The sequence below is a fragment of the Arthrobacter sp. DMZ02-1R genome (assembly GCF_057747935.1).
In genome coordinates, this window is sequence record NZ_CM173230.1 from 4,205,178 (window position 1) to 4,224,463 (window position 19,286).

17 protein-coding genes and 1 pseudogene are annotated in these 19,286 nt (G+C 65.3%); 12 read left to right on the top strand and 6 right to left on the bottom strand.

Annotated elements, in window-relative coordinates:
* Window positions 1–51: 51 nt before the first annotated feature.
* The 5 genes from AC3ANQ_RS20010 to AC3ANQ_RS20030 are packed head-to-tail and all read right to left on the bottom strand — an operon-like array spanning window position 52 to window position 5,039.
* Complete coding sequence (locus AC3ANQ_RS20010) at window positions 52–849, bottom strand: SDR family NAD(P)-dependent oxidoreductase (RefSeq protein ID WP_488302643.1); 798 nt, start codon at window positions 847–849, stop codon at window positions 52–54.
* Complete coding sequence (locus tag AC3ANQ_RS20015) at window positions 842–1,834, bottom strand: fumarylacetoacetate hydrolase family protein (RefSeq protein WP_488302644.1); 993 nt, start codon at window positions 1,832–1,834, stop codon at window positions 842–844. The genes AC3ANQ_RS20010 and AC3ANQ_RS20015 overlap by 8 nt, the downstream gene beginning before the upstream one ends.
* Window positions 1,831–2,955 carry an FAD-dependent monooxygenase gene (locus AC3ANQ_RS20020; protein ID WP_488302645.1) on the bottom strand — a complete coding sequence of 375 codons (1,125 nt, stop codon included), beginning with the start codon at window positions 2,953–2,955 and terminating at the stop codon, window positions 1,831–1,833. The genes AC3ANQ_RS20015 and AC3ANQ_RS20020 overlap by 4 nt, the downstream gene beginning before the upstream one ends.
* Window positions 2,956–2,996: 41 nt before the next feature.
* Window positions 2,997–4,016 carry a cyclase family protein gene (locus AC3ANQ_RS20025; RefSeq protein ID WP_488302646.1) on the bottom strand — a complete coding sequence of 340 codons (1,020 nt, stop codon included), beginning with the start codon at window positions 4,014–4,016 and terminating at the stop codon, window positions 2,997–2,999.
* Window positions 4,017–4,019: 3 nt separating this feature from the next.
* Window positions 4,020–5,039, bottom strand: a complete 1,020-nt coding sequence (locus AC3ANQ_RS20030; RefSeq protein WP_488302647.1) for a VOC family protein — start codon at window positions 5,037–5,039, stop codon at window positions 4,020–4,022.
* A 226-nt stretch (window positions 5,040–5,265) separates the two neighbouring features.
* On the opposite strand from AC3ANQ_RS20030, the gene AC3ANQ_RS20035 reads away from it, so the two are divergent.
* Window positions 5,266–6,411: an alpha/beta hydrolase family protein gene (locus AC3ANQ_RS20035; protein WP_488302648.1), complete on the top strand. Its 1,146-nt coding sequence runs from the start codon at window positions 5,266–5,268 to the stop codon at window positions 6,409–6,411.
* A gap of 335 nt (window positions 6,412–6,746) precedes the next feature.
* On the opposite strand, the pseudogene AC3ANQ_RS20040 reads toward AC3ANQ_RS20035, so the two are convergent.
* A pseudogene (locus tag AC3ANQ_RS20040) lies at window positions 6,747–7,061 on the bottom strand (IS110 family transposase); the annotation flags it as partial.
* A gap of 354 nt (window positions 7,062–7,415) precedes the next feature.
* On the opposite strand from AC3ANQ_RS20040, the gene AC3ANQ_RS20045 reads away from it, so the two are divergent.
* The 11 genes from AC3ANQ_RS20045 to AC3ANQ_RS20095 all read left to right on the top strand — a co-directional run bounded on the left by AC3ANQ_RS20045 (window position 7,416) and on the right by AC3ANQ_RS20095 (window position 19,285).
* Window positions 7,416–8,402, top strand: a complete 987-nt coding sequence (locus AC3ANQ_RS20045; RefSeq protein ID WP_488302649.1) for a peptidoglycan-binding protein — start codon at window positions 7,416–7,418, stop codon at window positions 8,400–8,402.
* A 96-nt stretch (window positions 8,403–8,498) separates the two neighbouring features.
* Window positions 8,499–9,539, top strand: a complete 1,041-nt coding sequence (locus tag AC3ANQ_RS20050; RefSeq protein ID WP_488302650.1) for an amidase domain-containing protein — start codon at window positions 8,499–8,501, stop codon at window positions 9,537–9,539.
* Window positions 9,540–9,788: 249 nt separating this feature from the next.
* Entirely contained in the window at window positions 9,789–10,196 is a 408-nt protein-coding gene (locus tag AC3ANQ_RS20055) for a hypothetical protein (protein ID WP_488302651.1), read from the top strand.
* Window positions 10,197–10,513: 317 nt separating this feature from the next.
* Window positions 10,514–11,068: a DUF2087 domain-containing protein gene (locus AC3ANQ_RS20060; protein WP_488302652.1), complete on the top strand. Its 555-nt coding sequence runs from the start codon at window positions 10,514–10,516 to the stop codon at window positions 11,066–11,068.
* A gap of 109 nt (window positions 11,069–11,177) precedes the next feature.
* Window positions 11,178–12,239, top strand: a complete 1,062-nt coding sequence (gene moaA, locus AC3ANQ_RS20065; RefSeq protein WP_488302653.1) for a GTP 3',8-cyclase MoaA — start codon at window positions 11,178–11,180, stop codon at window positions 12,237–12,239.
* Between the two features lie 43 nt (window positions 12,240–12,282).
* Entirely contained in the window at window positions 12,283–13,167 is an 885-nt protein-coding gene (locus AC3ANQ_RS20070) for an AAA family ATPase (protein ID WP_488302654.1), read from the top strand.
* A 4-nt stretch (window positions 13,168–13,171) separates the two neighbouring features.
* Window positions 13,172–14,287, top strand: a complete 1,116-nt coding sequence (locus AC3ANQ_RS20075) for a vWA domain-containing protein (protein ID WP_488302655.1) — start codon at window positions 13,172–13,174, stop codon at window positions 14,285–14,287.
* Window positions 14,280–15,446, top strand: coding sequence for an XdhC family protein (locus AC3ANQ_RS20080; protein WP_488302656.1), 1,167 nt, complete (start codon window positions 14,280–14,282; stop codon window positions 15,444–15,446). Before AC3ANQ_RS20075 ends, AC3ANQ_RS20080 begins: the two co-directional genes overlap by 8 nt.
* A 91-nt stretch (window positions 15,447–15,537) precedes the next feature.
* Window positions 15,538–16,068: a (2Fe-2S)-binding protein gene (locus AC3ANQ_RS20085; protein ID WP_488302657.1), complete on the top strand. Its 531-nt coding sequence runs from the start codon at window positions 15,538–15,540 to the stop codon at window positions 16,066–16,068.
* Window positions 16,065–18,434: a xanthine dehydrogenase family protein molybdopterin-binding subunit gene (locus AC3ANQ_RS20090; protein ID WP_488302658.1), complete on the top strand. Its 2,370-nt coding sequence runs from the start codon at window positions 16,065–16,067 to the stop codon at window positions 18,432–18,434. The genes AC3ANQ_RS20085 and AC3ANQ_RS20090 overlap by 4 nt, the downstream gene beginning before the upstream one ends.
* Window positions 18,431–19,285 (top strand): FAD binding domain-containing protein, encoded by an 855-nt coding sequence (locus tag AC3ANQ_RS20095; RefSeq protein ID WP_488302659.1) that lies wholly within the window; start codon window positions 18,431–18,433, stop codon window positions 19,283–19,285. Before AC3ANQ_RS20090 ends, AC3ANQ_RS20095 begins: the two co-directional genes overlap by 4 nt.
* The last annotated feature ends 1 nt before the right edge of the window (window position 19,286 follow it).

Genomic DNA, 19,286 nt, shown 5'->3' on the forward strand with positions numbered 1-19,286 from the left:
ACCAGCGAAAAAGGGAGGCAGGCGACGTTGTCGTCTGCCTCCCTTTGGACTTCAGCGCAGGGCGTCTGAGATGGATTTGGCCCCTCCATGGCTGGACTGGCCGCCGTCGACCGGAATCTGGGCCCCGGTGACGTAGCTGGACAGCGGGCTCAGGAGGAAGGCGACGACGGCGGCGACCTCATGCGGGGAACCGGTCCGCCCCAAAGGGGTCTCCGCCGCCGTTGCGCTGCGGAAGGCCGGGCTGGCAGAGGCCGTCATCGGTGTCTCGATGAATCCCGGGTGCACGGCATTGACGCGGATGCCCGATGGCCCGAGCTCGAGCGCCGCGACGGCGGTGAGTCCCCGCAGCGCCCATTTGCTGGAGGTGTACGCCACGGGGTAGTGGGCGGTCAGTGCGGCGACGGAACCGACGTTGATGATCGAGGAGCCGGGTTCCATCAGGGGCACCAGTGCCTGGATGCCTAGAAGCGCCCCGGCCACGTTCACATCATGGACGGCGCGCAGGTCCTCCGGCGTGGCCTCGAGCAGACGGGCACGGCGGGTGATGCCGGCGTTGTTGACGAGCCCATGCACCTGCCCACCGAGGTCGGCGGCGGCCCCGGCAACGCGCGCCCAATCCTCCCCGGAGGAGACGTCCGCCTGCACGTATCGGACGCTGCTGCTCGAGTGGCTGGCCATTACGGCGGCCAGCTGCGGGGAAGGTTCCGGGGGCAGGTCTGCGGCCACGACCCGGGCTCCCGCCGAGGCAAGGAAGTCTGTCTCGGCAAGTCCCTGCCCGGCGGCTGCGCCCGTGACGACGACGATTCTCCCCTCAAGGCCGAAGCCCGCCAGCGGTGCTTGCTCACCCACGGACAGGTTCCCAACGACCCGTGCCGGGCCGCACCCGGGCAGACTGGGTTGGCGGGCCAGTGGTCGCTTTCCCGACGGTGTTGACGATGCTGCCGATACCCTCCACGATGAGGCGGACGACGTCGCCCGTTCCCAGCGGCGAAGGGATCTGGGTGCCGTTCCGGCCCCACAGCTCGGCGAGGCAGCCGCTGCCGCAGGTCCCCGACCCCAGGACGTCGCCGGGAACCACCCGGGAATCCCGCGAGGCGTAGGCGACAAGCTCGGCGAACGGCCAGCCCATGTTAGACAGCCGATCCTCGCCAATCACTGCCCCGTTCACCTCGGCCGTCATGGTCAGCGGCAGGAAGCCTTCCTCGTCGTGTAGGTCCGCGAACTCGTCCGCGGTGACGATCCAGGGTCCCAGCGTGTTCGCAAAGTCCTTGCCCTTGCAGGGTCCGAGGCCGATCTTCATCTCCCGCCGCTGCAGGTCCCGGGCAGACCAGTCATTGAGGATGGTGTAGCCGAAAATGTGGCTGCGAGCGGCATCGGCGTCCAGGTTGCTGCCGTCGCTTCCCGGAACCGAGCCGATGACCGCAGCGACTTCGAGCTCGAAGTCCAGCTGCGTGGAGCCTGCCGGAATCGGCACCTCATCCCCGGTGGCCCGGATGGTGTGCGGGTTGGTGAAATAGAAGGTCGGCGCCTGGTACCACTCCTGGACAACCTCTCCCGTGCCGTTGATGCTGCGCACCACGCCTTCCACATGCTCTTCGAAGGCGACGAAGTCCCGCAACGTGGCCGGCACCAGCGGTGGCAGCAGGGTCAGCTCGTCCATGTCCAGGGACTCAGCGTCCGCGCGGAGCATCTCCGCGCCCAGCTCCAAGGTAGCCTCAAGGCCCCGGGACAGCAGGTCCGCGACGTCCATACCGGAGGGCAGGGGGAAGGCCCGGCCGTCCGCAACAAACCCCGCCCCTGACTCGCCTCGATGGTTCCATCGTGCGATCTTCATGCCGGTACCGCCACCAGCTGGCCGACGGAAGCGATCAGTCCGCCGGCGTCGGCCTCCCGGTTGTGGTCCAGCTGCCATTGAGCCAGCTGTAGTGAGGCCTCGACGACGGAGCGGGCGCGCGGGAGACGGCGTGCACTGAAGCGCTCCCAAAGCTCCTCGTTCAGCGTGTCGGAGGCCAGGAGCAGTTCGGTGAGGACCGCAGCATCTTCCAGGGCCATCGCCGCGCCTTGGGCGATAGTGGGAGGGCAGCTATGGGCTGCATCCCCGATCACTACGACCCTGCCGCGGTTCCAGGGACCGTCCACGAGGTGCTGGGTGAACTGGGTGTAGTTGATCCGGGCGTCCCCGCCGAGGTGCTCGCGGATCTCGTTCCAGGGCCCTCCATAGGCGGCCGACAGCTCGCGCATGATTGCCGGGCCCTGGCTCTGGTTGCGCTGCTGGGCATCCTCGACGAGGTAGCAGTACATTGTGTCCGGGCCCGTGGGGCAGTAGCCGGCTATGTAGCAAGGGCCGCCGTAGTAGAGGTCCGTCCGCTCGACGTCGGCCGGGCGTGGCACGAAGGCGCGCCAGATGCCCATGCCCACGGGTGCGGGTGCCGCGTCAATGCCGATAAGTTGGCGGACGGTGGAATTCAGCCCGTCGGCGCCGATGAGCAGATCGAAGTCTTCGGCCACGCCGTCATCGGTGACCACCCGCACGCCGCCGGGGAACTGTTCCCTGCCCACCACTTTGCGGCCCCAGCGGAACTTCACGCCGGCGTCGAGTGCCCTGCGGTCCATGAACTCGGCCAGTTCCGGCCTGTACATGCCGACCGTTGCGGGGAGGTCCGGCCCGCCAGTCCGCAGGTCCTCGATCACGGCCAGGACGGCGGCATCGGGGCCGGGGGCGCGGATGCCCAGGGTCCCGAAGGCGAAGCCCCGCCGTTGGACCTCGTCCCAGACGCCGAGCTGGCGCAGGATGCGCAGGGCATTGCCTTGAAGCGTGATGCCCGAGCCCAGCGTCGCGGGTCCTTCGCGCCGCTCGATGACCTCGACCTCAATACCCCCTTGGGCAAGAAGGATGGCCGCGGCCACGCCGGCGGCCCCCGCGCCTACGATCCCGACTTTCTGGACGGCTGCCATGTGAAACTCCTTCGTTTGTGGCATGACGAGTTGGCTTATTGTTACTTGATGGCCAGGGGGGTGACGGGAGAGCCGACCGCCCCGGTGATGGCGAGCGGCGCGGCGCTGAGCAGGAAGTCGTAGCGGCCGTCGGCGGCGCAGTGCTCCGCGAGCTGGTCCGGGTCCCACATTTCCCCGAGGAACAGGCCCATGTTGGGGATCGCCACCTGGTGCAGGGGCTGGAACGCCGCCCCTGCGAACTCGTTCGGGCGGACTTCGAAGCCCCAGGTGTCCGTGGCTATGCCCGCGATCTCCCGCTCGTGCAGCCAGGGGGCGGACCAGAACGACAGTCCCGGCGCAGCTCCGCCGGCGTAGTCGCCCCAGCCCTCGCGCCGCGCTCTCGAATACTGGCCCGTGCGCACGACGATGATGTCCCCCCGGCCGACGGCGGCGCTGGGGCCCTGGCGCTCGATTGTCAGCTCCAGGTGCCCGGGTGTGATGGCGAAGCCGTCGGGAAGTTCGCCCCGCTCATCCCCCGTCTCCGGGGAGAGGGCGCGGCCGACGTCGAGGAGCACCCCGCGGGTGAGGATGCGGTCCACCGCCGTCTGGATGCCGGTGACCTGGTCGCCTGCCGAGGTGACGACCTCGCCTGCCCGCCGCCCGTTCCAGGCTTTGCCGCGGTCAAAGATGTGCCCGAGGCCGTCCCATTGCGTTGAACACTGCAGCGGCATGGCGATCACATCATCGGCCCCGCCGAAGCCGTGCGGGAAACCCTGGTTTCCGTGCTCGGCCTCCAGGCCCGTGTCCGTCATCGTGTGGACCGGGTTGGTGCGCCGCCGCCATCCTTTTTGGGGCCCGTTGGTGTCGAAGGGCTGGGAGAGGGAAAAGACGGTTCCCAGGGTGACGAGGCGGGCTGCCTCGACGCGCTTGGGGGCGTTGATGAAGTTCAGCGTTCCAAGCACGTCGTTCTCTCCCCAGCGGCCCCAGTTCCGGACCCGCTCGGCCATGCCGGTGATGGCAGCCGCCGCCGGCGCGGGGCCTGACTCCGGGGCGGCGGCTGCGGCTGTCTCCTGAATGGACATCGCTCAGCCGCGGCCCTGGACGGCGTAAGGGTTCAGCAGGGCGGCCTTCATCTCATCGGAAGCCCCCTCCTCGGTGGCAGTAAAGCCCTCGGCGTGCGGGAAGGATTCGGTCATGGAGTGCGGCATGGCGCCGTTGCGGTAGAAGTTGTTCGAACCCTCGGACGGCTTCCAGGTGTTCGGCTCCCAGTCGGGGACGTAGTTGCGGTAACCGGCGGAGTTCAGTTCCACGCGCAGCCCGGACGGTTCGCGGAAGTACAGGAAGTTCTGCTCGCCCACGCCGTGGATGGAGGGGCCATATTCCATTGGTGTGCCGTTTTCCATCAGGACGTCGGCGGTGCGCAGCAGGTCCTCGTGCGTGTCCACCCAGAACGCGATGTGGTTCACCCGGCCGGGACGGCTCGAGGTGTCCAGGACGACGCCAAGATCGTGGGACTTCTCGTTGGTGGTCAGCACGGAGAAGACGGTGATGGGCGCTTCATCCAGTTCAACGAAGGCCATGGTCCGGAAGCCGAGCGTGTCGCTGTACCACTTGGCGAAGCCGCGCACGTCGGACGTGGCGACAGTGACGTGGTCCAGGAAGCGCGGGGCTGCTGCGTGGCTGCTGCGCTTCTCCGGCCGGTCCGGGTAGATCGAGGCGAAGCCCGGTTCGGCCACGAAACGGTCGACCTCCCAGAACAGCTTCATCGTGTGCCCGTACGGCCCGGTGAAGGTGTAGGCCTTTCCATGGCGATGCCCGGCTTCGGACCAGGCCCCGGCGACCCCGTGTTCCTCGATCCTGCGCACTGCGGCGTCAAGAGCCTCGGGGCCGGAGACGCGCCAGGCCATCGCAGCCAGGGCCGGCTCCGCGCCGGGAACAACGACAAGGCTGTAGTGGTAATAGTCGCCCCAGCAGCGCAGGTACACGCGGTCGCCGACGCGGTCGACGACGCGCATGCCGAACTTCTCCTCATAGAAACGCGCGGACGCCTCAACATCGGGGCTGGCGATCTCCAGGTGGGCCAGGTGGGACAGGAGCTTCTCCATCGGAGTCCTCTCGGTTGGTAGTGGTTGGGATTGCCTTGGCGGCTTCATTCCACTCTCGCCCGGATCACAGTTCGGTGGAAGGCGACTTCTGCTATGCCAGCTATCCGTCCCGCGGATGCACACACGCATCAACCGGACGGATAGCTGGCATAGCCAATTACGGTATCCGCTCCCGCCGTCGCACGGCACAGTGGAAGTCAGACGCGAACGAACAAAGGAGTAGAACGTGTTCCAGTACTTCCCCACCAACTACGTGTGGAGCATGGCGGCCGTGGCCGCCCTGAACAACGGCGGCTTCATCGACGAGGTCGACCGGGCCTGCAGGCCCGTGCTCGAAGCCTCCAGGAACGGCGACGACGCAGGCACCGAACTGCTGTACGTTTCCTGGTCCGAGGTGGCAGACAGGCTCGAAGCCTCGGCCGCGGAGGACGCCGCCGCGGGGCGTCTGATTTCCGCCGGCGACAAGTTCTACCGCGCCAGCCTCTACGTCTCCCAGGCCGAGCGCCTGCAGTCCCCGCTCTGGGAAGGCCGCACCGCCGCGTACCAGCGCTCAATCGACCTGCTGATGAAGAGCGTCCAACTCGGGGATCCGGGAATCACCGCGGTCGAGGTGCCGTACCAGGACTCCTCCCTCCCGGCCTTCTTCTACCGGGCAGAGACCGCGGACGGCAGCCCGGCGCCCGTGGTGATCCAATGGAACGGCCTCGACAGCACCAAAGAGATGATGTACTACTCCGGGTTTTGCAAGGAACTCGCCCGGCGAGGCATTTCCACCCTCATGGTGGACACCCCCGGCTCCGGCGAGGCCCTCCGCCTCCGCGGCCTGACCTCCCGCTATGACACTGAGGTCTGGGCAGCGGCCTGCGTGGACTACCTGGAGACGCGCGGGGACGTCGACCCGGAGCGGGTCGGCATCGTCGGCTGGTCCCTCGGCGGCTACTACGCACCCCGGGCCGCTGCGTTCGAGAAGCGGCTCAAGCTGGTCGTTGCGTGGGGCGCCAACCACAACTGGGGCGAAGTCCAGCACGCCCGCCTGCAGCGCGAGGGCGAGAACCCCGTCCCCCACTACTGGGACCACGTCAAGTGGGTCTGGGGCCAAAACAACATGGATGACTTCCTCGCCACCGCCGACAGGGTCAACCTCAACGGCGTGGTCGAGAAAATCGAGGTGCCCTTCCTGATCACCCACGGCATCAACGACCGCCAGATCCCCGTCCGCTACGCCCACCAAAGCTACGAGCAAGCAGTGAACAGTCCCAAGCGCGAGCTGCGCATCTTCACTGAGGACGAGGGCGGCACCGAACACATCAGCATCGACAATCTCGCCTATGTAGCCGGCTACATTGCGGACTGGATTGCCGAGACGATCTAAGAGGGCTGCTCTAAACCCGTCAGCTTGTTCGGCCCTCTCGGATGAAGCCCGCGCGTTGCGCCAGATGACAAAGAACGCTTCCTGCGGCTCGCTGAAAGGCTACGCATTCAACGAAGCTCATCAGACATGAGTCTTCACCTGTCAAAACAAAGCGCATACCTTCGACCTCACCGCATGCGGGTCGGAAGAGAAGAGGGTTCCGTGGACGGCCTTTCCGGCACCAGTGGAACGCCGCGGGCGCGCCCTCGTCAGGCGGCCATGGATGGCACGGCTGCGGGAACTCGGATGTAGGTGGTGCCGTCGCGGAGCATGGCCCAGAGGACGTTCAGGCGGCGCCGGGCCCAGCGCAGCACGTTGGAGCGCCCGGCGGCCCGCAGACCGGTGGGCCCGGAGTACTTGATGAACAGTTCCAGCACGAGGGACCTGGTCGGTACTGTTCCGGGGAAAACACGCTCCAGGGCGGGGAAAATCTGCAGCAACAGGGACCGCAGGCGGTTGATTGCCCTGGTGCATTCGTGGGTCAGATCGGCGTCGAATCCGGAGAGCACTTTCAACGCAGCGAGCACCTCGCTGTCCCGGTCAACGGCCCGCAGCGTGTGCGGCATCGCCCGTGCCGTCTCGGCGATGATGAACGCGTCTCTGGCGTCTTCTCCGGCCGGGGACGGCCTTCATGTGGGCGGCGTTGAGCAGCCAGCACTCCATCTGCTCTTCCAACGCATAAAACAGACGGCTTCCAGTAGTTGGTGGTCGACTCCATCGCCGCCAGCGTCACGCCCTGCTCGACCAGCCAGTCCCTCATCAGCTCAAGCGAGCGCGTCATGGTCCGGAACGTGCGCGTCTCGCCGTGACGGCCACCGCCCGGCCGGGGAGTCCGTACGCACACCGTCACCGACTTCTTGCCGATGTCCAGCCCGGCAACGCGCTCGAACATCACGTCCATCAAAAATCACCCATCCTTTGAAGCGAGTATCGATATCGACGCCGCTTGGAGGACGCCTCAAGGCATGATCCAGGCACTGCAGAGCCTGCTTGGCATCGGCGAGTATCCCCCTGGATCGAACCACAACCTGATCACTGAATGGTACGGATTCGACGGCCCTTGGTGCGACGTGGCAATCTCTTACGCCGCCGCACACTCGGACAACCTGGCCGCCATTGGCGGACGTTTCGCCTACACGGTTGCGCACGCACAAAATTTCGCGTCCATGGGGCGGTGGCACTACGGTCTCGGCGGAATCGGTGCCGGTGACGTGATCTTCTTTGACTGGAGCGGCAGCAGCTCGATTGGGGCAATCGATCACGTCGGTCTCGTCGAAGCCGTGCACAGCGACGGAACCGTCACGACCATCGAAGGCAACACCTCGGACATGTGCATGCGCCGCTTACGCAATTCGACCGACGTCGTTGGCAATGGTCGTCCGAACTACGGCTCGGGCAGTTCTCCCATGCCGCCAAACGACGGCACTCTCCGCCTCGGATCCTCCGGAGCGCGTGTAAGCACGCTCCAGTCGAATCTCAACAAGGTGATGGGCTCAGGCCTCACGGTCGATGGGGTATTCGGGCAGAGAACCGACGCTGCGCTGCGGGCTTTCCAGACCCGGTACGGTCTCACAGTTGACCGTGTCTACGGACCGGCTTCCGCCGCCAGGATGCGTGCGGCCTTTGCCGGAGGTACCACGGTGATCCGCCCGGTGCCGAGGCCGCCTGTCGCCGGCCTCCTCGTTGTAGATGGCAAGTTCGGACCAGCCACCAGTGCGGCGCTGCAACGTGCACTCAACGCACGGCACGGCGCTTCACTCGTCGTTGACGGATCAATGGGAATACTCACCCGCACGGCTCTTCAGCGTGCGCTTGGCGTCACGGCAGACGGGATCGTGGGCTCCGCCACCGTCAGTGCACTCCAACGCAAGGTCGGTGCGGCCGTCGACGGTATTTGGGGTTCAGGAACAACGGCTGCACTCCAACGCAAACTCAACGCCGGCACGTTCTGACTACACGCCAGGCTGTCTGCATTATGCACGATCGGAGGAAATCAATTGAATTCCAAACGCTGGTCTGCGGTTGGAACCGGGGTGTTGTTGTTGGCCGTGACGGTCAACGCAACAGTAGCGGCTCCAGCATTGCCAACCCCTAGAGACTCAAACGTCGCGGTCACGCTCAACATGGATGCTCGAATCATGACCGCCTCCAACACGGGCGCACGGGCCGCAGCCTTGCCGGACACGGAAGCGCGGTTCGCCGCCGAAGGGCTCATCAAGGATGCAATCCAACTTCGAAACAGCCAGATGATCACTTCTCCCGACGTGGCCAAGCCCGGCCGCTCGTCGGAGCAGATATTCGGACGCGCCCATGCAAAAGCCGATGAAGAGTACGGGCGGTTGCAGGAGAAGAAACGCCTCCTGGCCACACACAAACTAGTTTTCAACGGGGTTAACACGAAGGTGGATTTGGTTTCATTCACCCAAAACGGCGACCTGGCGACGGCGGAAGTCTCCGAGGTCACCCAGCTAACGTACGCAAACTATGAGGACGGGACAACGCCCCCGCCCTCGAAATATTCGTACCCTCAGATCGTGCAACTAACCAAGGGAGCGTCTGGCTGGGAAATCACGTCCATGGAGTCAAAGACACAGGGCGGAATTCCCCCGGAAACAGTTCAGAGGACACCCGTCCGGTCACCGTCTACTGAGCCGTCTTCGGCTCCGAACGCGGCCAAGCCCTCCCCGAACGGGGAGGGCTTGTTCACGAACAAGGTGCTCGGGGACCCTGGTCCTGGAAAATCTCTCAACGGGTCGGCCAAGAGCGGTAGTGAACCCGGCCTCATGACTACCGCTTCGTTCAACACGAACCTTGCAATCAACGAGTATAACTACCAGGCCATGATGAACTACGCCTATGCCTGGGCGAACGACAGGAATCCGAACTATCCGAACTACGGCAACGACTGCACTAACTTCGTGTCGCAAGCTGTGGAATACGGAGGATGGGCAGAAACCGGGGGTTTAGATGGGAAGACACTGCATGGTGGCACCAGTGGAACTCGTATGCTTCTTATCCATGGGCTGTTGCCCAGAATTTCCAGAACTTCGCCAACGGCTCCGGTAGGACTTACTTCCTCCCATACCTGAGTTGGATGGGCGGAGCGGACATTATGCAGATCGCCGAATATGCCCCGGGTGACCAGGCCGTATCACACACAACAATCGTGACGTACGCGAACGGGAGCGACATCAGGGTCTCCTACCACACGATTGATCACCAAGACATGTCAATCTGGACTATCTACTATGGGAACTCCAGTAACTGGGTGTACTACGCTCTTCGCACATAAGGTAAATCAGATGAGTGGGCGCCTGCTGTTTCGCATAACCGCTTCGATGGTTGCAGCCATCGCTATTGTCTTGCCGGTGAGTGGCTGCAGCAGTGGCGACCAAAGCCCGGATCTCAACAAACGTGGAGATTCGGTCAATGCCGTCATGCATGCCATCCATTCCTCCGACGCGCAGAAACTCGCAGCCTTCGCTGGTCCGGGACCAGCCGACCCAGCAGACGCCGCCCCGCTATTGGACAAATGGGGCGGCGCCAGCGACCAAGGGTTCACGGTCCACTACATGGAAGTCGTAAGCCTCGGCGCCGTACCAACCAAGGTCGATACTGTGGACAAAGCAGGCAATCCGGTGGAGGTCGAGTTTCAACTGAACTGGCACGACGGACGATGGCTCCTTGGGATAGGACACGCGCCCACCCCAGCGGGGACGTCCCACCCTGCAAAACCCGGCGGCTAAGCGTCTTCGAAGTCAGGACGGATAATTCCGGCACACTTTCCAGGTAGGCCTAAGGAATGACCCGTCACTGCAATACCTCGAGCAGCTTCTGGTGGTCGAAGAATATCTGCGTTCAAAGGCGAACCTTCACGGATACGCATGGACCGCACGAGAGGACAACGGGGCGTTCCACGGTTTCCAGGCGCTGGCGCCCGTCTTCGTCTTTGACGAGCTCGAAAGCCCAGCGACCGACGCACAGGCTGGGCCGATGGGGAGGTCACACATAATCTCTCCGCCGACCGCGACGATTCATTGCCTACTGTGCCTATGCTGGGCCCATGGGGAGTGACCCATTGACGACGCCGGATGCGCGGCGCCTCCTCGCGGCATTGGCGAACGCCGAGGCTCGGCGGGTCTTTGCTGAGATCAGCATTGGCGGGATCCCGGGCGGCTCGCTCACGCCAGGTAAACTCTCGCCAGCGAAACTCGCGCGGGCGCTCGCGCTCTTGAACGAAGCGGGACTTGTCGAGACGGTGGAGGCCGAAGGCAATGTCCGCTACCGCATTCGCGAGCATGTCTTCCGAGACGCGCTGGCGAGCCTTTCGCCCGCGCCCCGCCGGTCCGGCGTCGAGCGCTTCTTGACGGCGGACGGCCGCATCGATCGCTATCCCGCCCGGGAGACAGAGCTACTCAAGCTTCTCGCATGGGTAGCCCCGCGCATCCTGAGCTCCAGAGAGCGCGTGGCGGAGCGAGAGCTGAACGAACGCCTGGCCCGGCTCACTGACGACGTGCCGATGCTGAGGCGACGCCTCGTGGACTATGGCGTCGTAATCCGCAAGCCAGATGGCTCGGCCTACTGGCTGGCCCACGAAGGCAACGAGGACGCCAACTAGAAACGGGGGCAGCCGCGATTCAGCCAAACGTCCATTGTGGGGGCCGTGGACCGGGCATACCCTGAGAGAGGTACAAGCGCTTGCACTCCTACGGCTTGAGAGGCGCTGCATGGACGCCAATTCCATCACCGACGCTTTCCACCGGCCCCTGCGGGACCTGCGGATTTCCGTCACGGACCGCTGCAATTTCCGTTGCGTCTACTGCATGCCAAAGGAAATTTTCGGCAGGGATTTCGTTTTCATGCCCCGGGACCAGTTGCTCACGTTCGAGGAAATCACCCGGTTGGCCTCGATCGCCGTCGGGCATGGAGTGCGGAAGATCCGGCTGACCGGCGGGGAACCCCTGCTACGCAAGGACATCGAGGAACTGGTCCGGATGCTGGCCTCGTTGCGCACTTCCGACGGGCTCGCGCCGGATCTGGCAATGACTACGAACGGCTCGGTCCTGGCCCAGAAGGCCCAAGCCCTCAAGGATGCCGGGCTGAACCGGGTGACGGTCTCGCTGGACTCCCTCCGGGAGGAAACCTTCCAGGCCATGAACGACGTCGGCTATCCCGTGGCCAAGGTCCTGCATGCCGCGGACGTCGCCCAAGCGGTCGGCCTGGGACCGGTGAAGATCAACATGGTGGTCAAGCGCGGCACGAACGAGCAGGACATTCTTCCCATGGCAAGCCACTTCAAGGGATCCGGGTTTATTCTGCGCTTCATCGAATACATGGACGTCGGTGCCTCCAACGGCTGGAAAATGGATGAAGTGGTGCCCTCTGCTGAGATTCTGGCCCGCATCAATGCGGTGTTCCCACTGGAGGCAGTGGCACCCAACTACCCCGGCGAGACCTCAGATCGCTGGCGCTACGCGGACGGCAGCGGTGAAATCGGCGTCATTTCCAGCGTGACCCAGGCCTTCTGCCGCGGCTGCACGCGGGCCCGGCTCTCCGCCGACGGGAAACTGTTCACCTGCCTCTTTGCGACGGCCGGCACCGACCTGAGGGCGCTCCTGAGGGGCGGCGCGTCCGACGTCGAGCTTTCGACGGCGTTGTCCGCCCTCTGGGGTGCCCGCACGGACCGCTACTCCGAACTGCGCGGCGCCCGCACACCGCGGGACGGCGCCCACACGCCCAAGGACCCCGCGGCGGCACACAAGATCGAGATGTCATATATCGGCGGATAGCCCGGCAGGACCGCGCCCCAGCAAGTGACCCTATGCTGGTGCCATGACGCAGACGTCGATCAGCTCCGCCACAGCGCTGGCCGAAATGCTGGCCGCCACCGGCTACCTTGCCGATGAGGGCCTGGCCACCATCGGCTACCTCGCCCTGAGCATGGAACGGCCGCTGCTTCTGGAAGGCGAACCCGGCACCGGAAAGACCTCCTTGGCCGAGGCCTTGGCAGAGGCATTCGGACTGCCCCTGATCCGTTTGCAGTGCTATGAGGGAATCGATGCCGCGCAGGCACTGTATGACTGGGACTTCACCGCCCAAATCCTGCATCTGCGCAGCGTGGAGGCCAGCGGCGGCGCGGGACTGAGCGTGGCCGAGCTGGAAAGCTCGCTCTACGACAAACGGTTCCTGCTGGCCCGGCCCATCCTCAAGGCGCTGCAGCAAAGCCCGGCCGTGCTGCTGATCGACGAAATCGACCGGGCCGATGACGAGTTCGAGGCGTTCCTGCTGGAAGTGCTTTCCACCTACCAGGTCTCCATCCCCGAGTTCGGCACGGTAAGAGCTGACACCCCGCCGATTGTGGTGCTCACCTCCAACCGGACCCGGGACCTGCACGATGCGCTCAAACGCCGGTGCCTCTACCACTGGATCGACCACCCGGGGCTGGCCCGCGAAGTGGAAATTGTGCGTACCCGGCTCCCCCAGGTGCCCGCGCTCCTTGCCGAGCAGGTGGTGCGCGTGGTCCAGCAGATCCGGGTCACCGACGACGTGCTGAAGCCTCCCGGCGTGGCCGAAACCCTGGACTGGGCACGCGCGCTGCATCAGCTCGGCCGGGCCGAGCTTGACCTCGAATCGGCCGCGGCCAGCATCGGCGCACTGTGCAAGTACCGCGAAGACACCGAACGGGTCTCGGCGGCCCTGTCCCGGATGCTCGGCTGAGCCCATGCCACCGGCAAGACAGAGCCCAGAAAACAGCGCCGAAGAGATTCTGCTGGCCTTCGCTGCCGCGGTGCGCGCGGCGGGCGTGAAAGTGACGGCCGACCGCTCGCGCAGTTTCGTCGAAGCCGTTGGCAGGCTCGCCTTGGACCGCCGTTCGGACGTATTCTGGGCCGGGCGGGCCACGCTGTGCGCCTCACCGGAGGATTTGCCCGCTTACCAACGGACCTTTGAGGCCTGGTTCGCCGTGGAACATTCCGCCGCCCAACGCCTGGAGACCTCCGCAACCACCGTCAGCGCTGCCGCTTTGGACAACGACGACGGCGGCCCGGACGGCGCGCGGGAACAGTTGCGGGCGCTCGCCAGCCGCCGGGAACTCCTGCGGCACCGCGATGTAGCCGTCTTGGACGACGCGGAACGTGCGCTTCTGCACCGAATGTTCGAGGATCTGCCGGTACGCTTGCCCACCCGGCAGACCAGGCGAAAACACCTCGACCGGCACGGCGACGTGGACCGCGTACGGACCCTGCGCGACCAACTGCGCCGCGGCGGGGAACCGGGGCCGCTGCGCCGTGCCCGGGCGCCGCGAAAACCCCGCCGCATGGTCTGGCTGATCGACATTTCGGGCTCGATGGCGCCCTATGCGGACAGCCTGCTGCGCTTGGCCCACCGGGTAGTGGAAGCCGCCCCGCGCCAAGTAGAGGTGTTCACGTTGGGCACTCGCCTGACCAGGGTCACAGGCGCACTAAGGATGCCGGACCCCGACAATGCCCTGGCCCTCGCCGGCCGCACCGTCCCCGACTGGTCCGGCGGAACCCGGCTTGGCGAGGTGCTGCGCGCGTTCAACGACCGCTGGGGCCAGCGCGTGATGGTGCGCGGCGCCGTCGTCGTGATTGCCAGCGACGGCTGGGAGCGCGGCGACCCGGCACTGCTGGGACGCCAGGCCGAACGGCTGCACCATCTGGCCAGGCGGATCATTTGGGCCAACCCGCACCGGGGCAAAGCTGGGTACCAGCCGCTGCAGCGGGGAATCAGGGCGGTGCTGCCGCACGTTGACTTCTTTATAGGGGGGCACTCAATGCAGAGCTTCGAGGAGTTGTTGGACGTGGTTGCCAATGCGTGAGGTCTTGGACGATCTGGTCGCCGCCATCGTGGCCGGACACACAGTAGGACTCGGAACAGTGGTGCGCACCTTCCGTTCCGCACCGCGGCCGGCCGGGGCCGCAATGATGGTCGACGCCGACGGCAGCGCAGTCGGCTCGGTGTCCGGCGGGTGCGTCGAAGGCGCGCTCTACGAACTAGCCACCAAGGTGGTCCAGTCAGGCCGGCCAGTGCTCCAGCGCTACGGAATCAGTGACGACGCCGCGTTCGAGGTCGGCCTGACCTGCGGCGGGATCCTGGACATTTTTGTTGAGCCGGTCTCTACCGAGATCTTCCCGGAGTTGCAGCAAGTAGCGGACGACGTCGGTGCCGGCCGGCCGGTGGCCGTGGTCACCGTGATCGAACACCCCGATCCGGCCTGGCTGGGCCGCCACTTGGTGGTCCGCCCGGAGGGGTTCGTCGGGTCCCTGGGCAGCGACCGTGCCGACCACGCGGTCTGTGACGACGTCCAAGGCCTGCTGGCCGCGGGCCGCAATGCCACCCTCATGTACGGACCGGACGGCCAGCGGCGCGGGGAAGGCATGCGCGTATTCGCCCTCAGTTTCGCCCCGCAACCGCGGATGCTGGTGTTCGGCGCGATTGACTTTGCTGCGGCAGTCGCCAAGCAGGGCAGTTTCCTGGGCTACCGGGTGACTGTCTGTGACGCACGCGCGGTTTTCGCAACGGCTGCACGGTTCCCGCAGGCGGACGAGGTAGTGGTGGAATGGCCGCACCGCTACCTTCAGGCGCAGATCGCGGCCGGCCAGGTGGATCAGCGCACGGTGATCTGTGTACTCACCCATGATCCGAAATTCGACGTACCGCTGCTGGAGTTGGCGCTGCGCCAGGACGTGGCCTATGTGGGGGCGATGGGATCCCGGCGCACGCACCACGACCGCTTGGAACGGCTGCGCGAAGCCGGCCTAACCGATGCCGAGTTGGCCCGCCTCTCCAGCCCGATCGGCCTGGACCTGGGGTCCCGTACGCCGGAGGAAACAGCCGTCTCCATCGCCGCAGAAATCATTGCCTTGCACTGGGGTGGCGGCGGCGGAAGATTGAGCACCATGGAAGCCCGGATCCACCACGAGCCAACGGCTGACGCGGACCACGAGGATGCGGGGTACGAACTCAAGTCGACCTAAGGCGCTCGCCCTCTCCGAGGAGTAACCTGTGTCACATCAGGACTGGATGCCGGGCAGTCGTGCTCGTCCTCCAACGCGACAGGAGATCCCAATGGCGAGTTCCAAGACGATCACCGTCGAAGTCGATGATGTGAGCTACACCGATAATGTCGAGCCACGATTGCTGCTGGTCCAATACCTGCGCGAACGGCTTGGCAAGACCGGCACATTGATCGGCTGCGACACCACCAACTGCGGCGCCTGCACCGTCCATCTGGACGGAGTCAGCGTCAAATCCTGCACCATGTTCGCGGTTCAGGCAGACGGCCACAGCGTCACCACCATCGAAGGCCTGGCCCGGGACGGCAAGCTCGCACCGCTGCAGCAAGCCTTCCACGAATGCCATGCGCTGCAATGTGGCTTCTGCACGCCCGGCATGATTATGCAGTCAGCGTCCTTGCTGGCCGAAAACCCGCACCCCACCGAGCAGGAAATCCGGGACGGCCTGGAGGGGAACCTTTGCCGATGCACCGGGTACCAGAACATTGTTGCGGCGGTCCAGGCCGCCGCGGACGGAACGGTTTCCTCGGACAGCACGGTGTCCGCGGACAGCGACGAAACGGAAACGGCAGGTGTGGCATGACCATCACCGAAGTCGGCAGGGCCCGCCTCCGCAAGGAAGATGCCCATCTCATCACGGGGCGCTCGCGATATACGGACAACCTCACGCTGCCCGGCATGCTGCATCTGGCCATGGTGCGCAGTCCATTCGCCCACGCGAAGATCACCTCGATCAACACCTCCGCCGCGAAGTCTTCACCCGGTGTCGTTGCCGTGCTCACCGGAGCCGATGTGGCCGCCCAACAAGGAAGCCTGCCCAACGCCTGGCCAATAACGCCTGACCAAAAAGCCCCAGCCCACCCGGCAATCGCCGTCGATACCGTGGCTTTTGCCGGAGAAGTTGTTGCGTGCATCATTGCCCGCAGTGCCGCCGCCGCCCGCGACGCCGTCGAACTGGTCGATGTCAGCTATGAGGAGCTGCCGGTCGTCCTGGACCTGGAGGAGGCGTTGAAAGATGAGGTGCTGGCCCACCCGGACCTGGGCACCAACAAATCGGCCACCTGGGTCTTTGACTCGGGCGAGGCCGGCACGGGTAAAGCGATCAGCGAGGCGCTCGAGGGCGCCGAAGTCCTCATTGAGCGTACGTTCTACCAACAGCGGCTCATCCCGGCCTTCATGGAGCCCCGATCGACGGTAGTGGACCCTACGGGTGAGCAGATCACCGTGTGGTCGGCCACCCAGATACCGCATATTCTCCGGCTCATGCTGGCGCTGACCCTGAGCATTCCCGAAAGCAAAGTCCGCGTGATCGCTCCGGACGTGGGCGGCGGCTTTGGCGGAAAACTGCAGGTGACCCCCGAGGAAGCCATCACCGTCCTGGCGGCCCGGCACACTGGCAAACCATGCAAATACACCGAGACTCGAAGCGAATCCCTGATGGCGGCCCACCACGGCCGCGCCCAGGTGCAGAAGGTGAAGCTCTCGGCCACTAAGGACGGGATCGTCACCGGGCTGGACGTGCATCTGCTGGCGGACATGGGCGCCTATCTGGGCCTGGTCACCTCCGGTGTCCCGATCCTGGGCGCCTTCATGTACAACTCGATCTACAAGTTCCCGGCCTACCGGTTCGAATGCACCAACCTCTTCACCAACAAGGCGTGGACCGATGCCTATCGCGGAGCCGGCCGACCGGAAGCCACTTTTGCGATCGAGCGCTTGATGGACGAACTCGCCGTAGAACTGGGCATGGATCCCCTGGAGGTACGGAAGAAGAACTGGATCAAACACGAGGAATTCCCCTTCACCACTGTTGCCGGGCTCGAATACGACAGCGGCAATTATGAGGTGGCTACGGCGAAGGCCGTGGAACTCTTTGGCTACGACGAGCTACGGGCCGAGCAGGCGCGGCGTCGCGAAAGCAACGATCCCGTCCAGCTCGGCATCGGCATCTCCACTTTCACCGAAATGTGCGGCCTGGCTCCGTCCCGGGTGCTCGGTGCGCTCAGTTACGCCGCTGGCGGCTGGGAGCACGCCCAAGTACGGGTGCTGCCCACCGGCAACATCGAGGTGGTCACTGGGTCCTCCGCCCACGGCCAGGGCCACGAAACCGCGTGGAGCCAGCTCGTCGCGGACAGGCTGGGTGTTCCGTTCGAAAATGTCGAAGTGCTGCATGGGGACACCCAGACCTCCCAACGAGGCCTGGACACCTACGGCTCCCGGTCACTGACGGTCGGAGGCATGGCGGTGCTGGCCGCTGCGGACAAGGTGATCGAGAAGGCCAAGGTTGTGGCCGCACACATGATGGAGGCCAGCGAAGAGGACATCGAGTTCGCGGAGGGCAAGTTCAGCGTCAAGGGTACGGATCAGTCCACGGCTCTAGGTGAAATCGCCTTCGCTGCGTTCTCAGGGCACAACCTGCCAGACGGGTTTGAGCCCAATCTGGACTCGGACGCCACCTACGACCCGCAGAACTTCTCCTTCCCTCACGGCACCCATTTGGCCGCGATGGAAGTGGACACCGAGACCGGGCAAGTCACCATCCGCAAGTACGTCTGCGTAGACGACGTCGGAGTGGTGGTCAATCCGCTGATTGTGGAAGGCCAGGTCCACGGCGGCCTGGCGCAGGGAATCGCGCAGGCCCTCTATGAAGAGGCCGTGCACGACGACGCCGGCACCCTGGTCACGGGCTCGTTTGTGGACTACCTGGTGCCCAGTGCGCCGGATCTGCCGCACTTCACGACCGCGCGCACCGAGACCCCTTCGACCACCAACCAGCTGGGGGCCAAGGGAGTCGGAGAGGCTGGAACCATCGCCTCGACGCCCGCCATTGTCAACGGCGTGCTGGACGCGGTGCGTCATCTGGGCGTGAAGGACATCAAGATGCCCTGTTCACCGTCGCGCGTGTGGGCCGCCCTTGAAGAAGCCAAGATGACCGGAGGTGTGCAATGATTCCGAGCGCATTCGATTACGCGGCGCCCGCTACGGTGGCGGAGGCACTGGGCGTGCTGGCCGACGCTGGCGACGACGTCAAGCTGCTGGCCGGGGGGCAAAGCCTGATCCCGGTGATGAAACTACGCCTTGCCGACCCGGCGATGGTGGTTGATCTGGGCCGGATCGGTGAGCTGTCCGGGGTGCGCGACGACGGCGATGCCTTGCTGATCGGAGCGATGACGACGCACCACCAGATCGCCAACGATCCGCTGATTGCCCAGCACGTCCCGTTACTGGCCAAGGCCGCGGCAACAGTTGCGGATCCGCAAGTCCGCCACCGCGGCACGTTCGGTGGCGCGTTAGTGCACGCCGACCCGGCGGGCGACCTGCCCGCTCCGGTGCTGGCCGCGGAGGCGACGTTCATCCTGGCCGGTCCGAACGGGGAACGCCGGGTGGCAGCGGCGGACTTCTTCCAGGGCTACTTCACCACCGCCGTCGACGACGGCGAAATCCTCACCCACATTCGGGTGCCGAAGTACACCGGGTGGGGTGCGCACTATGAGAAATTCACCCGGGTGGCCCAGCAATGGTCCATCGTCGCAGTGGCCGCGATGGTCCGGGTGGAGGGCGGCACCATCGCCGAGGCCCGGATCGGCCTGACCAACATGGCCAGCACGCCCCTGCGAGCCGCCGCCGTCGAACAGGCTCTAGCAGGCGCCCCGGCGACCCGGGAAGCGATCGCGACCGCCAGCGCACACGCCGCCGAAGGGACCGATCCTGCAAGCGACCTCAATGGGGACGCGGCGTACCGCCGCCATTTGGCCGAGGTCTTGACTAAGCGGGCCGTCATCGCGGCCGCCGGGCTCTAGC

Coding starts and splice junctions, on each gene's coding strand:
- AC3ANQ_RS20015 (WP_488302644.1), bottom strand. CDS start 1,834: ATGAAGATCGCACGATGGAACCATCGAGGCGAGTCAGGGGCGGGGTTT.
- AC3ANQ_RS20020 (WP_488302645.1), bottom strand. CDS start 2,955: ATGGCAGCCGTCCAGAAAGTCGGGATCGTAGGCGCGGGGGCCGCCGGC.
- AC3ANQ_RS20025 (WP_488302646.1), bottom strand. CDS start 4,016: ATGTCCATTCAGGAGACAGCCGCAGCCGCCGCCCCGGAGTCAGGCCCC.
- AC3ANQ_RS20030 (WP_488302647.1), bottom strand. CDS start 5,039: ATGGAGAAGCTCCTGTCCCACCTGGCCCACCTGGAGATCGCCAGCCCC.
- AC3ANQ_RS20045 (WP_488302649.1), top strand. CDS start 7,416: ATGATCCAGGCACTGCAGAGCCTGCTTGGCATCGGCGAGTATCCCCCT.
- AC3ANQ_RS20055 (WP_488302651.1), top strand. CDS start 9,789: ATGGTTGCAGCCATCGCTATTGTCTTGCCGGTGAGTGGCTGCAGCAGT.
- AC3ANQ_RS20060 (WP_488302652.1), top strand. CDS start 10,514: ATGGGGAGTGACCCATTGACGACGCCGGATGCGCGGCGCCTCCTCGCG.
- moaA (WP_488302653.1), top strand. CDS start 11,178: ATGGACGCCAATTCCATCACCGACGCTTTCCACCGGCCCCTGCGGGAC.
- AC3ANQ_RS20070 (WP_488302654.1), top strand. CDS start 12,283: ATGACGCAGACGTCGATCAGCTCCGCCACAGCGCTGGCCGAAATGCTG.
- AC3ANQ_RS20075 (WP_488302655.1), top strand. CDS start 13,172: ATGCCACCGGCAAGACAGAGCCCAGAAAACAGCGCCGAAGAGATTCTG.
- AC3ANQ_RS20080 (WP_488302656.1), top strand. CDS start 14,280: ATGCGTGAGGTCTTGGACGATCTGGTCGCCGCCATCGTGGCCGGACAC.
- AC3ANQ_RS20085 (WP_488302657.1), top strand. CDS start 15,538: ATGGCGAGTTCCAAGACGATCACCGTCGAAGTCGATGATGTGAGCTAC.
- AC3ANQ_RS20090 (WP_488302658.1), top strand. CDS start 16,065: ATGACCATCACCGAAGTCGGCAGGGCCCGCCTCCGCAAGGAAGATGCC.
- AC3ANQ_RS20095 (WP_488302659.1), top strand. CDS start 18,431: ATGATTCCGAGCGCATTCGATTACGCGGCGCCCGCTACGGTGGCGGAG.